Annotated in this window: 8 protein-coding genes; all 8 read right to left on the reverse strand. The window is 46.4% G+C overall.

The window, feature by feature from the left end:
- Positions 1-31: 31 nt before the first annotated feature.
- The gene (locus BMZ72_RS21540; RefSeq protein WP_089811777.1) at positions 32-2,803 is read right to left on the reverse strand and encodes a M14 family metallopeptidase; all 2,772 of its coding nucleotides are present in this window, start codon (positions 2,801-2,803) and stop codon (positions 32-34) included.
- Positions 2,804-2,808: 5 nt separating this feature from the next.
- The gene (locus BMZ72_RS21545; protein ID WP_089811778.1) at positions 2,809-4,254 is read right to left on the reverse strand and encodes an amidohydrolase; all 1,446 of its coding nucleotides are present in this window, start codon (positions 4,252-4,254) and stop codon (positions 2,809-2,811) included.
- A complete protein-coding gene (locus BMZ72_RS21550) occupies positions 4,251-6,983 on the reverse strand; it encodes a M14 family metallopeptidase (protein WP_089811779.1) in 2,733 nt (910 codons plus the stop codon). Before BMZ72_RS21550 ends, BMZ72_RS21545 begins: the two co-directional genes overlap by 4 nt.
- A gap of 9 nt (positions 6,984-6,992) precedes the next feature.
- Positions 6,993-8,303 (reverse strand): M20/M25/M40 family metallo-hydrolase, encoded by a 1,311-nt coding sequence (locus BMZ72_RS21555; protein ID WP_089811780.1) that lies wholly within the window; start codon positions 8,301-8,303, stop codon positions 6,993-6,995.
- 23 nt (positions 8,304-8,326) lie between these two features.
- On the reverse strand, positions 8,327-8,947 hold the full coding sequence (locus BMZ72_RS21560; protein ID WP_089811781.1) for a hypothetical protein: 621 nt from the start codon (positions 8,945-8,947) through the stop codon (positions 8,327-8,329).
- A gap of 22 nt (positions 8,948-8,969) precedes the next feature.
- On the reverse strand, positions 8,970-10,580 hold the full coding sequence (locus tag BMZ72_RS21565) for a SusD/RagB family nutrient-binding outer membrane lipoprotein (protein WP_089811782.1): 1,611 nt from the start codon (positions 10,578-10,580) through the stop codon (positions 8,970-8,972).
- A gap of 32 nt (positions 10,581-10,612) precedes the next feature.
- Positions 10,613-14,182, reverse strand: a complete 3,570-nt coding sequence (locus BMZ72_RS21570) for a SusC/RagA family TonB-linked outer membrane protein (RefSeq protein ID WP_089811783.1) — start codon at positions 14,180-14,182, stop codon at positions 10,613-10,615.
- Positions 14,183-14,383: 201 nt separating this feature from the next.
- Positions 14,384-15,349 (reverse strand): FecR family protein, encoded by a 966-nt coding sequence (locus tag BMZ72_RS21575; protein ID WP_089811784.1) that lies wholly within the window; start codon positions 15,347-15,349, stop codon positions 14,384-14,386.
- Positions 15,350-15,400 lie beyond the last annotated feature (51 nt).

Raw genomic sequence — 15,400 nt, forward strand, 5'->3', positions numbered from 1 at the left:
AGACGGTCTTTATCATCACTCGGTCATTCTATTACTTTTGTCCATACAACCCATTGAACAATAGCTTAAAAGTACCATGTGACTGCCCGCGGAAAGTTATTTCCGGACCAAAGGCATAGAGCTTCCCCTTGCCTACCGGCGCCTCAAAAGCAGCCACACCGTCCTTCAGATAAGACTGTCCCCAGGCCCATCCGCTACGTAACGGACTATCCGTAGTGAACCAGGCGATCGGATGCACCCCTTTGGAAGCAGCATCACTATCCAGCCTGAACACCGGACTGTTATCAAAATTCACATCACCGACAGCCGGCATCCCCCAGGCGGCTGACTGCGTACTGTCAAATGCCACCTGCAAAATGCTCCCCGGCACGAAATATTTAGTTCCTGGCAAAGGCGACTCCTTACCATCCTTCCCCTTCTCTACCAGCGCGTTATGCACAGGCAAACCCAAATGGTACGCCAGATTAGTACTACTGCCGATCGTAATAACTGTACCGCCTGCTTCCAGGAATTCCTTCAGTTTAGGAATAGACGTATCCTTTGAGATCTTTCCCAGCATATTCCGGTATTGCTCCGGGATATCGGCAGCATCAGGCTGCGTCTGCCGGTAAGCAGACCTGTTATTTTCCTCTCCTCCTACCGGCGGAATAGCCCTTGTCACAAACACGATCACATCATAACGCTGCTTCAGCGTGCCGGCATCTATATCTTTCGGATAAACCAGGCTGAAAGGGAAATGATATTGTTCCATCATCCAGCGTACCCAACCCGAAGGCATAGAACCGCCATAGTTATCCCACAAGGCAATACGTAAAGGAGTCGCCTCAATAGCGCCTTTCGGACGTTTACTCACCACCCTGGCCGATACGCCCCATTGTGCGGCAGCAGTTTTCAGGATACTATTGGCGGATGCACCAGCCGGCACAAAGAAAGTACCTGGTCCCATTCCATCCTGGCCCTCAGGCAAACGATAGACCTTCACTCCTGCTTTCATCAGGTCATTGATGGTGATAAATGCATTGTTCACCTGGGCGCTTAACAGATAACCGCCACCGGTAGCCGGCGTAAAGGACAAAACAGCAGGTGATTGTAACTCCCCGTAAGGCAGCTTCTCAAACGGTCCGCTGAAATCATCCAGTACACGATCATACTTTACACCCATCTGAAAGGCGAGGGTCCATCCTGCCGCGTCATAGGGGCGAACAGGTGGACCTCCCGGATATTGGAAGTCATTAGGATGATCCTGTGGTTCAAACATATCCAGCACATGCGGACGAAAAGCCTGATTCGTACGTACGATATAAGACCCCGCCGGATATTGCTTACCTGCTACCGTAAAAGCGGCTGTTGCCTTCTGTACGCCAATACCAGCCTTGATCAGGGCATTTACAAACTTAACAGCTGTGGCAAAGTCCGGCTGATCTGCCGGAATAACATACCCCCGCGGATCTCTTTCCGCAGGATTCTTATACACTGCATCATAATACTCCATACCAATATTACTGCCTCTTCTCATCCAGCCATACGGATCACTACCATCATCTTTGGTCGTATCATGCTGTGCCTTCTTATAGGCAGCAGTGATCGCGTCCGCTCTCTTAGGCGATAATGTCCAGGAGTCTGTATTCCCCTTATCGATCGCATTCTTACCCATCTTATAGATATTGAACAATACCTCATCCCGCTGACGGGCAGCATAATCCAGCACCGCATAGTTCAGGGATACCGAATAATCAATGGATGTTCTGAAACGCCAGTCGCCCGTTGGTCTGACAGGATTAGGCGTTGCTCCGTTAGGGATCAGTCGCTGTGGTACTACCGGTATTTTCTCAGGTGTCGGATTACCAATGATCTCCGTCAGCAAACCTATCATGTTATGATACTGGGTCGTCGTACGAAGTCCGCCGTTATACCAGGTAGAAAAGCTGGAACCGTTCAGTCGTGTATAACCAGGCTTGTCTTCCACATTCAGCCGGTTATACATCGCTGCACCCAGTGCATCGATCCCGGTGATCATCAGCGGATCGAAGAAATAGTTAAAAGGATCGCGATACGGAGGTCCTGCCAGTACAGAACCTTCCGGTCCGCGTTGGTGATGATTGTACATGATCTGCGGCATCCACTCCAGGAATAATTGTTTTCCCATATTGGCGCTTTCCTTCATGTTCATGATATAGAAATCACGATTATTATCGTGCCCTATATACTTCTGATATAATACGGGTAATTGATCTGTTGAACGTTTCAGGGTATCCGCATTCCGCATATACCAGCTACTCGTCAGTTCCTGTCCGTCGGGATTCGCATGCGTCATAAGAATGATCACGTTATCGAGTATACGCATCGTTTCAGGATCATTCCTGCTGATCAGCTGCCAGGCAGTTTCTATCAGCTGATGTGTACCTACAACTTCAGTCGCATGTAAACCACCATCGATCCATACAACTGCCTTTCCTTTTTCTGATAATTCTTTTGCCTGCGCAGGTGTTAAGCCTTCTGCCCTGGCCAGCTGCTGTGAGATCTTTTTATACTGATCCAGTTGTCTGATATTGGCAGGAGAAGAGATCACCAGCATATACTGATGACGGCCTTCTTCTGTAAGTCCGATATCCATCAGCTTTACCCTGTCGGATGCAGCCAGTTTCTGAAAATAAGCAGCCGTTTGTGTATAGGTTGCCAGCTGATAATCATCTCCGATATTAAAACCGAAGTGCTGTTTAGGTGATGGCACAGTCTGGGCCTGTACTGCTGAATGGGCAACAATGCCAGCCATCAGCAACCAGCCCTTTAAGGTATATCTCATAGTCGCTATTTTTTACGGTAATCCAATGCCGGTTCTCTGTTGCCCAGCATGGCTTCATATTTAAAAGCAGGTCCCTGTCTTGTTTTCAGTTCTTCTTTTGCGGTGGTCAGCACAGCAGGATCATTGAACAGATCATAGGCCGTCAGCGCAATCGTTTTGGCAGCGATCATCATCCCTTTGGTACCAATACTCGTACTGGCTGCGGCCACATTCTGCCAGCTATGACCGGAAGATCCCGGTACAAAGGTAGCAGTAGAAATGCCGGCGGTAGGTGTTACCCAGCTCACATCCGCTACATCTGACGAAGCACCTCCACGGATACCTGTTTCAATAACGAATGGTTGTACCGTACCCGTCGCCTTATCTATATCAGGTAACTTTGACTGATCCACTAAAGTAGATTGTATTTTTTTTGCAAATGCTCTTTCTTCGGATGTGTAGGTATATCCTCCCACCTGCCGCAGATTGGTATCCATGATCCTGGACAAGGCCTCATTTGGCAACATGTTATACACACCACCGATCACTTCATACTTCATCGTCGTACCCGTTCCCAGGGCAGCACCTTCTGCCGCTTTCACCAGTCGCTCCCATACATCTTTCACCACCTGCATATCCGGATGTCTTACATAATAATAGACTTCCGCAAAGGCAGGCACCACATTCGGCGCCTCTCCACCTTTCGTAATTACGTAATGAATACGCGTATGATCAGGCACATGCTCTCTCATCATATTGACCATGAAATCCATCGCTTCTACTGCATCCAGTGCAGAACGGCCTTTCTCAGGCGCACCTGACGCATGTGAGGCAGCGCCATAAAAACGAAACTTCGCATTCTTGTTGGACATCCAGGGATAAGTCGCAGCAGAGTTGTCATTACCGGGATGCCAGTGTAACACCGCATTCACATCGTTAAACAATCCTGCTCTCACCATATAGACCTTACCGGAACCGCCTTCTTCTGCCGGACAACCATACACCCTGATCGTACCTTTACCATTGTGTTCCTTCAACCAGTTCTTCACACCGACGGCTGCCGCAACAGAAGCCGTTCCAAACAGATTATGTCCGCATCCATGTCCGGCGCCTCCTTCTTCTATCGCATGCTGCTGCGGTTCGTCTGTCTGTGACAAACCAGGCAATGCATCATACTCAGCCAGTATACCGATCACCGGTTGCCCGCTACCATAAGTGGCGACAAAAGCCGTAGGAATACCTGCTATACCCTTCTTCACTGTAAAGCCTTCTTTTTCCAGTACAGATTCCAGTAAAGCAGCACTCTTCTCTTCCTGGTAACCTACTTCCGCATATCCCCAGATCTTCTTTGAGATATCTGCATAGGTAGCAGACTGCTTATCAAGATACGTGGTGATCGCCTGTTTGTCATTGTTCTGTGCAACTGCCAGCACAGGCAAACAACTTAATAAGGGAATGATCAGTTTTCTCATTTATACAGTTGATTGAACAGTAATTTGAATGTACCGTGCGACTGACCACGGAAAGTGATCTCCGGACCAAATGCATACAGTGTTCCCGCTCCTACCGGCACAGAGAATGCCGCAATACCACCTTTCAGGTATTGTTGTCCCCAGGCCCATCCGCTATGTAATGGCGTCTCCGTAGAGAACCAGATCAGTTTACGCATACCGGCACCGGCAGCGCCATCCGTAAACCTGAATACAGGACTTCTGTCAAAATATACATCATTCTTTGCAGGCATCCCCCAGTTCTCCGCTGCCGTTGTATCAAGATCTGCAATCAGCAAACTACCCGGGATATAATATTTTGTACCTGGTAATGGCTTCAGTTCGCCTTTCTTATTCTTCTCTGTCAATGCGTTTTCCACAGGTAGTTTCAGATGATAGGCCAGATTAGTACTGGTGCCGATCGTAACGATCTTTCCACCTGCCTCCAGGAATTTCTTCAGCTGCGGAATGGAGGTATCCTTGTTGATCCTGCCCAGCCATGGTTTGAATTCATCTGATAGTTCTTCCGGCTTCGGTAATTTGCCAAACCAGTAATCACTCTTCTTAGGTTTACCGGTATCAGGAATAGCTCCGGTTACAAAGATCAGCATGTCATATTTCTTTCGCAGATCGCCTTTATCCACCTCCTGTGAATAAAGGAAGTCATAAGAATAGTGATACTGCTCCATCAGCCAGCTTAACCATCCAGCAGGGATAGATCCTCCATAGGTATTCCAGATACCAATACGCAATGGCGCTACTGCTTTCAGCTTAGCCGGTACAGCGTCTGCTGCACTGACAAGAATACCCAGTTCTGTTGTCGCCTTATTCAGGATACTTTCACTCTTTGCCCCTGCTGGTACATAGAAAGCGCCCTTATCAGTACGGGATACTTTAACACCTGCTTTCAGCAGATCATTCACCGCAATGAATGCATTGTTTGCAGCAGGGTCAATCAGATAACCCTTCTTCGCAACAGGTAATGTTGTAGATAAAGGCGACTCTACCTGTCCATAAGGCAATTGTGTAAACGACCCATCAAAGGCCGTCAGGATACGATCGAACTGTACGCCCATCTGGTACGCTAAGGTCCATCCGGCAGCATCATAGGGACGTATCGGCGGACCGCCAACATACTGAAAATCATTTGGATGATCCTGTGGTTCAAACATGTCTATCACATGCGGACGAAAAGCCTGCGCCGTTTTCACTACATAAGATCCTGCCGGATATTGTTTACTATTTACGTTGAATGCAGCACTTGCCTTGTGAATAGTGATACCTGAACGACTCAGTGCGTTGATGAATTTAACGGCTGTCGGAAAGTCTGGTTGATCTGCTGAGATGATATATGCACGTGCATCACGATAATCAGGATTCTTCAATACACCTGCGTAATATTTTGTAGCGATGGTATCTTCTTTTCCAAAGGAAAACTCTCCGCCACCTGTTTCTCCTTCAGTAGTAGAATCATTCTTTTTATCAAACTTGTATGCGGTACGAATTGAATCTACATAACGCGGATAGAAGGTCCAGTGGTCAGCGCTGCCACGCTCAATACCATTCTTACCCATACGGTAGATATTGAATAACAACTCACTTCTGTAACGCGCCGCATAATCGAGTACAGCATAGTTCAGTGATACAGAATAATCTATCGACTGACGGAAATACCATTCCTGCGGAACGATCGGATTAGGTGTTGCACCATTGGGAATTAATCTGTCAGGTACTAAGGGCACCGTCTCAGGTGTTGGTCCGCCGATGATCTCTGTCAGCAAACCTACCATGTTATGAAAGTAAGGCGTAGTACGCAGCCCCCCATTCCACCAGGTGGAAAAAGTAGATCCGTTCCGTTGTGTATATCCGGGTTTATTCTCTGCATTCAGCCTGTTATTCATGGCTGCGCCTACGGCATCAATACTTGTTACGATCAGCGGATCGTAAATATGATTAAAGGGATCACGATAGGGAGGACCTGCCAGTACAGAACCTGCGGGGCCGCGCTGATGATGGTTGTACATGATCTGCGGTATCCACTCGACAAACAACTGCCGGCTGATATTCTGACTCTCCTTCATGTTCATCATGTAGAAGTCCCTGTTATTATCATGCCCTACATATTTCTCATACAGACGGGGAATATTCAATGCTCTTTTCTTCGGATCAGTCGTTCGCATATACCAGTTAGACACCAGCTCCTGTCCATCAGGATTGGCATGCGTCAGGAGGATAATATCATTCTGCAGAATGTTCATCGTCTCCGCATCTGTACGCGTTACCAGCTGATACATTGTTTCGATCAACTGATGTGCGCCGACAGTTTCGGTAGCATGTAATCCACCGTCTATCCACACAACTGCTTTTCCTTCTGCTGATAACTGACGGGCTGTTTCATCCGTCAGCCCCTCAGCATGTCCCAGCTTTTGTGAGATATCCTTATAACGGTTGAGCGCCTTAATATTTTCAGGTGCAGATACGATCAGCATATACTGATGACGCCCTTCTTCTGTCATACCAATATCCACAAGGGCCGTACGATCAGATGCAGCAAGCTTTTTGAAATAAGCTTCTGTCTGCGTGTAAGTGGCTAACTGATAATCATCACCAATATTAAAACCAAAATGCTCTTTTGGAGAAGGCACGGTCTGTGCCCAGGCCGTAGCTGCGGATAGCAGCAGCGACAGCATACCGTAGAATTTTCTTGCCATAAGTCAGTTTTATTTTGCGATGCCGGCTTCGGCTAATAAGATCAACAATGCGTTTTGAATACCCTGATAACCTTTCTCATTGATCCACCATTCCTGTAAAGCATGCGCATTACCACCGGTACCACCGGAGCCGATCGTAATAGCAGGTATGTTTTTGGAAATAGGAATATTGGAATTGGTAGAACCTACGCGCAGACTTGCAACAGACCCAAATGACTGTACTGTCGCCATCGCACGTTGTATCAAAGGCAGGGTCGTATCCAGTGCACCGGAAGGACGATCTCCGATCAGTTTTACATCTACCGTCAGATCAGCTCCCCGTTGCTTCATTTTATTTTCTTCTGTCAGCGCACGCTGTACAGCAAGTTGTAAGAGTTGGTCGATACCACTGACCCGCTCCGGACTTTCAGAGCGCATATCTACTTCCATCCATGATTCGAAAGGAATAGAGTTCACAGAAGTACCGCCACCAATTACACCCACGTTATAGGTTACACGCATACCAGGTGCACGGCTGAAAGAATCAGCAGCGACTGCCCAGTAATGAATGGCCCTGCCTAATGCGTTGTGAGGATTGGCCAGTCCGAAAGCACCGGAAGAATGTCCACCGGGACCTTTAAACGTGATTTTATAACGATGGGAACCTAATGCACGATGTGTGATCGATTCACGGTTCCAGCCATCTATCGCGATATAGCTATCTATTTTACCTGGACCATTTTCGCTGAAGAGTGTCTTCACACCACGCAGGTCACCCTGCCCTTCCTCTCCTACTGTACCAATAAACAATACATCTGCATCCGTCTCAATACTATTCTTTTCCAGTGTCTTCACAATCGCCAGTACCACTGACAGTGCTCTCGTATCATCTGCAACACCGGGTGCATATAGGGTATCTCCTTTATGCACGATCTTGACATCTGTGCCTTCCGGGAATACCGTATCAAGATGCCCTTCCAGTACAACCGTTTTCTTTCCACCGCCACGACCTTTACGTCTGGCGATCACATTACCGGTCTTATCGATCCACACGGTATCCACACCTGCACTTTTCAGCATCGTAGCAAACTGTTTAGCTCTCACTTCTTCCTTATAAGGTGGCGCAGGAATTTCTGTCAGCTGGATGTGATCGCTGATCGTCTGTGGCTCCAGGTCGATGATTGTCTGAAAGGCTTTCTTTATAACAGGTTTGTCCGTCAATGCTTTGATCTCTGCCTGATACTTTTTGTCTGCCGGACCCGCTGACCTATCCTGGGCACAAAGGCTCAGGGTAGCTGTCAGCAGCGCGAATGATAGTGTTGCTTTCTTAATTGTGCTCATTACTATTTTTTTTCTACAGGGACTTACTGTTTCTTGAATCTGACACCTACTCTGCAGTCGCCGGGTTCTCCACGTGATTCATCGCATATATTGTTGAAGAATGTGACTATTCTGCGGCCATCTTCCAGGTTGAGTATAAACTTGAAGAGAAAATAGTCATTTACTGCTACAACTCCAAGCGACACATTATTCATCTCCGCCAATTGCGCCGCTGTAAAGGAATACGATTTTGGAAAGGTTGTCACCGTCTCATATAGTTTGTCCTTTGAACCGATAATACTCGGTAATGGAAACTGAGCAATATTCGTGTACTGGTTACCCGGAGAAGAGATCACTAAAGGGTAGGCTGGCACACTGGACTCTGCTTTATTGTAACTGCTGTATACCTCAATAGATTTCACAACTGCTTTTTCAAAACCTGCCCAGTTGAGGGAGAAGGCAAACGTCTGATCGGCCAGCGCCGGATCATTGAGATTGAAGAAAGCGACTTTACCGGCCTGTCTGGTAGGCAATGCTGTTTTTGTCGTATCGATCGTTACGACAGGAACAGCAGTATATTCATATTGCTCCCATTCATAGTCAGCTTTTTTACACGAATTAATCCCTGCGTAGATGATCAGTATAGCGATTATCAGATATCTCATGTGTTACAATTTTGCGTGATAGTTATTTATCCCAGAATACAGGCGTTGTCTGCTGTGCGATCTGCATGGCGCTGGCATTCTCTCCCAGACTTGTATTAGCGGATAGTTCTGTCTGCGAATAGTAGAGTCTCAGCGGGAATGCGTTCAGCGGAGACAATGGCGCACGTAATACCGGCAATCCTGTTCTTCGATAGTCATTATATGCCTCCATTCCATTCCCGTAACACGCAATGTATTTCTGCGTCATCACCATGTTCATCTTACCTGCTACGTCAGCTGCATCATAAGCTGTCAGTAGTTTATTCACAAAACCACTGATCGTAGCGGCTGACAAAGCTACGCCACCATTCGCAGCGCCATAGGTACTAACGTTATTCAGATGCGCAGTAACACCATCCGCAAAATTCTGTCGTGCATCATCTCCTGTGTTTAATGCCAGTGCCGCTTCTGCACGGATCAGTTTCACCATCGCATTTGTCAGCAGAGGTATTACACCTGCACCGGTACCATCTGAAGTAGCCACTACTTTTAATGTCGCGGTAGCGCCTGTATTGCTCAGATAACTATAAGTATCAGGAATGTTGTTGATGGGTGCATTATCATACAAACCACCGGAAGGAAAGACGCCAAAAGTGGAACGTCTGTTAAGGTCCGCAGGAGCAGCAGTACCATCACCCGGATTGCGTCCGTAGTAACCATTACTGTTTGTAGAGTTATTCAGACCAGCTGTGGCATTCTGCCGGTAGATAAAATACCGCAAACGGGGATCGTCGTTATTGAATAACAGATCAATAAATGACTGACACATGTAAAAGTTCTTACTGGACTGATACTCCGAACGATGCCATGGATGACGGTTATTAGGGTTTTGTGCAGCACCGAACCGGAAGGTGTAATCAGTAGTATTGGAATTAGTGGTACCACCTATCAGCGTTGCCGGATCACTGATCAATCCCTGGATAGCGGATAAAGATCTTGCCGGATCAACCAGTCTTATCTGGTTATACAGTTTTAGTTTCAGCGAGTTCGCCAGACTCACCCAGGAAGTTTTCAATCCGCTGTAGATCATATCTGCACTGGAAGGCACAAGCGTAGTAGCTGATACTTTTCCTGCATCCTGTAATGCTTCTTCTAGCAGTGTGAGTACATCTTCATAGATATCCACACCTTTATCCAGCGGCGGACTCACTGTTTGTTGTCCTTTCTCTGCTTCCGAATACGGAATATCTCCCCACATATCTACCATCAGACTCACCAGGTAGGCCTTTTCAATTTTTGCAATGCTGACATAGCCCCACTCCTGTTGCGCTGTTCCGCTGGAAATAATAGATTCCAGGTCGTTCAGCGTCTGACTGTAAAAACCATCCCATGGATCATCAAAACTGGTTCCCTGCTGCTGATAACGACTCAGGTCACCAGAAGATACCATGTGTTGCATGAAAGTAGAGGTACCACTATTCAGTTCGTACATATTAGCAGCCATAGATACTTCTGTGGATGGCAGTAATAAGGATAACTGTGCGGTAGTCGGGTTATTAGGATCGGTGTTAATATCGACAAACTTATTACAGGCGCCTGCTATCAGTGCAATGCCGCTTACCAGTAATGTATACGTTGTATGTTTCAGTTGCATAATGAAGTCAGTTGAGTGATGAATATCCCTTATCAGAAGGAGCACCTTAAGTTCACACCAAATCGTTTGGTAGTAGGCACGGACAGGTTATCATATCCCTGTGAGTTACCCACACCCAGTGAACTTACTTCCGGATCGAAGTTGCTGTACTTAGGGAAGTTGGGCGCATTGTACCAGAGATTCCTGCCTGACAGTGAGATGCTGGCAGAACCGAACGGCGTATTGCCGAGGAAACTTTTCGGGAACTCAAAAGCAAGAGAGACTTCACGTAAACGGAATACGGTCGCGTCGAAGATAGAACCTTCATTCAGACCACCAGGCCCCATACCACCATTGAAGAAATGGTCTTCATAAGAGATCGCTACATTATTAGGGATCTTCTGACCACGTTCATCTTTCAATGCTGTCAGTGTGTTAATATCTCCCAATACCCCTGGTGATACGATCTGAAACTCACGTTCTTCTGTGTCTCTTGTCACACCACGGGACAGCATCTGTCCGACGGTGTTGGAGTACATTTGTCCTCCCTGTTTCCAGTCAAACAATACATTGAGTGTAATACTTCTGAATCTGAAGGTATTGGCAATACCAAGAATAAAATCAGGATTCGGATTACCGATAGCTTTCAGCGCACCTGATGCCAGTGGTTTACCAGAACTGGGATCAATCAGTATATTGCCTTCTTCATCACGCGCATAGGCAGTTCCCTGTATCAGACCATAAGGCTGTCCCACGATATGTACGCTACTGGTACCATTCGTACCACCATAACTGAAGCTTTCATATCCACCGAGGTCTTTGATCAGGTTCCGGTTGCGGGTGAAATTTGCATTCACATCCCAGTTGAATCCTCTGTCAGTTTTGATAGGTACGGCTGTAAATCCGATCTCAATTCCTTTATTGGTGGCCTCTCCCAGGTTGAGTATCTGTGTGGTATAACCGGAAGAAGGAGCAGCCGTTACTTCAAATATCTGAGAAGTACTGCGCTTGTTATAGTAGGTAAAGTCAATACCGATACGATTATCGAGGAACTGTAATTCACCTCCCAGTTCCAGTTCTGTGATGAACTCAGGTTTGAGATTACTGTTAGTTAACAGATTGGATTGCGTAACAATATTATAGGTAGCACCATTGGCAGGTGTAAAAGGCAGGCCTACATTAGAAGGTGTTGTACTTCCTCCCAGTATCGCATTGATCTGGTAAAAGTTCGCCGTCTGATAAGGAGAAGCTTCATTACCTACCCGTGTATAACCTGCTCTTACTTTACCAAAGTTGAGGATCTCCTTGTTAAGATGTAATGCCTCTGTAAATACCAGTGAACCATTCACACCACCATAAAAGTAACTACGGTTATCGGCAGGCAGTGTTGATGATACGTCGTTACGACCTACCAGGTTCAGGGAAGCAAAGTTCTTGTAGTCGAATGTGATATCTGTAAAGAAGGCATAGTATCGCTGCTTTAACAAATTCCTGTTGTTGGTAAGTTGCACACCGGTCACAGAACTGGTATTGTTCATATCATGCAGATCTGCTACAATGATATTATCACCATAAAAAGCTTTTCTGTCTGTCAAACGCTGGTTCACGTTATTACCCAGGATCGCGCGGACAGTGATATCAGGCGTAACGGCATGTGTTGCTGTTAACAGGAGGGTATTATCCAGTTCCTGTCTGTAGATATTATCACTGGTGATACTACCGTTCGCATAGGAAGCAGAACCTTTTCCTCTTACGCTGAGCCTTCTGTCAGTATAGGCATTGAAACCAATCGTATTCTGCACATTCAGCCAGGAGAAAGGATCAAAACCAACGATCAGGTTACCATAATAGCGGTCTACATCACTTTTACTCGGACTATGTTTTACAGACCAGTAAGGGTTATCCACACCCGTATAATCATATACATTACTACCATCTATCGGATTTTCAAAAGGATAGTTGGTGAGATCGTAGCTGGTGGGCACATACATCAATGTAGACATAATAGAGCCTGTCAATCCACCTACTGGAGGGGTTTTTTGACGGGTAGTTACATAGTTGATGGAACCACTGGCATAGAATTTATTTTCAAGGCGGATATTCCCACCGATATTCACAGAAGTACGTTTGATTTCATTACCCGGCACTACGCCTCTGTTGTCTGTATTCGAAAAGCCTGCATTAAAGTTTCCTTTCTCACTACCAGAAGAAATGGTGATCGCATTCTCATATACACTACCTGTTCTGAAAAAGTTTTTAGCATTCTCTTGAGCGTAAGATCTGTAAGGCACCTGTATAGGAGTGACACCATCTGCTTCATAAAACTCAGGGAAGACGGCGGAAGTAAACTGACGGGTAAGCTGATGCGGTATAGTGGAGCGGGTTGGCAACATGCTGCTGACGCCTTCGTAAGGCTGGCCCCAGGAAGCATATACACCTTGTCTGTAGTCATTATTTGTTCCTTGTCCGTAGCGGGTTTGATACTCCGGCAAACCGGCTACATCTTCAATCGCATAAGACGTATTGTAAGTAATTTCAGTGCCTTTACGGCTTTTCTTTTTACCTGCTTTTGTGGTAATGATAATAGCGCCATTAGCTGCTCTTGAGCCATACAATGCAGCCGCTGCTGCACCTTTCAGGACCGTCATGCTTTGTATGTTATTAGGATCGAGATCGAAGGCGCGGTTTGTTACACCGACACCACCTACAGAAGAAGAACCAACATTGGCAAAGCTGGAGTTATCGAATGGTACGCCGTCTACTACGAAGAGGGGCTGGTTATTCCCATTCAGCGAAGAGTTACCACGGATGGTGATATTGGTACCACCACCGGCTACACCACCCGCTGACTGTATATTCACACCGGCTACTTTACCGGTCAGTGCACGTACAGGATCAGGTTCAGATTTCTGCGCCAGTTTTTCAGAACCGACAGTACTGACAGAATACCCCAGACTGTTCTTCTGACGCGCGATACCAGCGGCTGTTACAACGATATCATGTAATTGCTTTACGGCAGCCTGCAATTTAATAGTGCCAGCCTGTGATGCACTGATCTCTGTTACATGATAACCGATAGCTGTAATAACGAGCGTAGCGCCCTGTTTTACTTTTAAGGTAAATGAGCCGTCACCTCCTGAGGTGACGCCATTGCTGGTACCTTTTTCAACGATCGTAGAACCGGGAAACGGATCGCCACTTTCGCTGAATACTTTTCCTTTGATCACTGTATCTGCAGCAGGTGCAGGCAGTGATGGCATATTGCCTTGTTCACTTTTCTCTTTCAGGATAATAAAATCTTCATTCACGACATATCTGATATCCAGTCTGCCCAGCACTTTATCCAGTACTTTGCCCAGTTCTTCTTCTTTAGCAACGGCAGTGACTTTCCTGTCCATTGCGATATGATCGGAACTGTATACGAACTTCACATCAGCTTTAGAGCGGATCTGGTTCAACACCATTTTAAGGCTCATATCGTCAGCCTGCAAAGAGATCTTTTTGTGCAGGATATTCTGTGCACAGGCATTCCGGATGCCTGTAAAAAGCGTCACCACAGTTGCCAGCGAAGTGATAATGACGGATTTGTTCACAAAAGCATTTGTCTTTACATGTTTGCGCATAGGCCTGTTTTCTTTGTTAGATTTCTGGTTGAATGAGACAAAGGGATTCCCCTGCCGCGTTTGTACGCAGCATCGCAGGGGTTATCATTTTCAGCAGCAGCGCTTAGCGGCTGCCGGGTCTTTTACTGTCTGCTTGTCTGATCATAGGCGATTTTTTTAGTGTCATACTTCCTGATTTTGGTTGAATTACAGTTCATTGTTTTATTTTTTTGCTCGTAGTGATACCATCTTATCATTGATCCTTACGTCCAGGTTGAGTGCCTGGCTGATCATCTCCATTGTGTGTGCCAGTGATTGGTCGGTCATGTCCGCTGTAATGACATTATTTAGTATAGCGGTATCTTCCAGGTTGATCTTAACTTCGAACTTCTTTTCTATCTTCTGTATAACGTTATGCATACTGGCATCACTAAATGCCATATCGTACTCTGTGCCATTTATAATTTCGTGTATATCTTTCCGTGAGGGATGCACATTTACTACGGAGGACTGTTTTTCTGAATACACGATACTTTCGTTGGTATGTACGATCTGTTTACGGGTAGCATCTGAACCGACTACCACAGCGCCGGTCAGCACAGATATCGCTACTTCTCCCGTTTCATTGCTACGTATGTTAAAGCTGGTGCCCAATACCTGTGTGGTCAGTGAGCCGCAGGTGACAATAAAGGGTCTTTGCACATCTTTACTGACTTCAAACAGGGCTTCTCCTTCCAGAGTAACGCTGCGTTGGTCGTTTTCAAACTTCGCAGGAAAGATCAGTTTACTGTTTCCCTTCAGCCATACGATCGAGTTATCTGACAGGATCTGTTTTGTAATGTATCCTTTCTTATTATAGGCATATGTCGTTCTGTGCGGCGCGACAATATCGAGTATACTTTTGCGGCAGATATAACCTGTCAGTACGATCGCTGCGATACCAGCAGCTACTGCCAGCGTACGTTTGTAACTGATCAGACGTACTGGTGCAGCTGGTTGCTGTATCCGCCGGGTCAGCTGACTGAACATTGCGGCCCGGGATGCTGACAATTCCTCTTTATCCAGACTGTCAAATGCGGTCTTATCCTCCATAGCATCCAGCCAGCTTTCGAGGCGTTCTATTTCCTGTTGATTGAGGAGACCTTTGGTATATCTGTCCAGTAATTGTTTGAATTCCTTGTGATCCATCAGTATCTGAGACTAGTTTTAGTGTATGACAGCAGCACCTTGCTATATATA

The organism is Chitinophaga sp. YR627 (assembly GCF_900114995.1).
In the GTDB taxonomy this organism is placed as follows: Bacteria; Bacteroidota; Bacteroidia; order Chitinophagales; family Chitinophagaceae; genus Chitinophaga.

Coding starts and splice junctions, on each gene's coding strand:
- BMZ72_RS21540 (WP_089811777.1), bottom strand. CDS start 2,803: ATGAGATATACCTTAAAGGGCTGGTTGCTGATGGCTGGCATTGTTGCC.
- BMZ72_RS21545 (WP_089811778.1), bottom strand. CDS start 4,254: ATGAGAAAACTGATCATTCCCTTATTAAGTTGTTTGCCTGTGCTGGCA.
- BMZ72_RS21550 (WP_089811779.1), bottom strand. CDS start 6,983: ATGGCAAGAAAATTCTACGGTATGCTGTCGCTGCTGCTATCCGCAGCT.
- BMZ72_RS21555 (WP_089811780.1), bottom strand. CDS start 8,303: ATGAGCACAATTAAGAAAGCAACACTATCATTCGCGCTGCTGACAGCT.
- BMZ72_RS21560 (WP_089811781.1), bottom strand. CDS start 8,947: ATGAGATATCTGATAATCGCTATACTGATCATCTACGCAGGGATTAAT.
- BMZ72_RS21565 (WP_089811782.1), bottom strand. CDS start 10,580: ATGCAACTGAAACATACAACGTATACATTACTGGTAAGCGGCATTGCA.
- BMZ72_RS21570 (WP_089811783.1), bottom strand. CDS start 14,182: ATGCGCAAACATGTAAAGACAAATGCTTTTGTGAACAAATCCGTCATT.
- BMZ72_RS21575 (WP_089811784.1), bottom strand. CDS start 15,349: ATGGATCACAAGGAATTCAAACAATTACTGGACAGATATACCAAAGGT.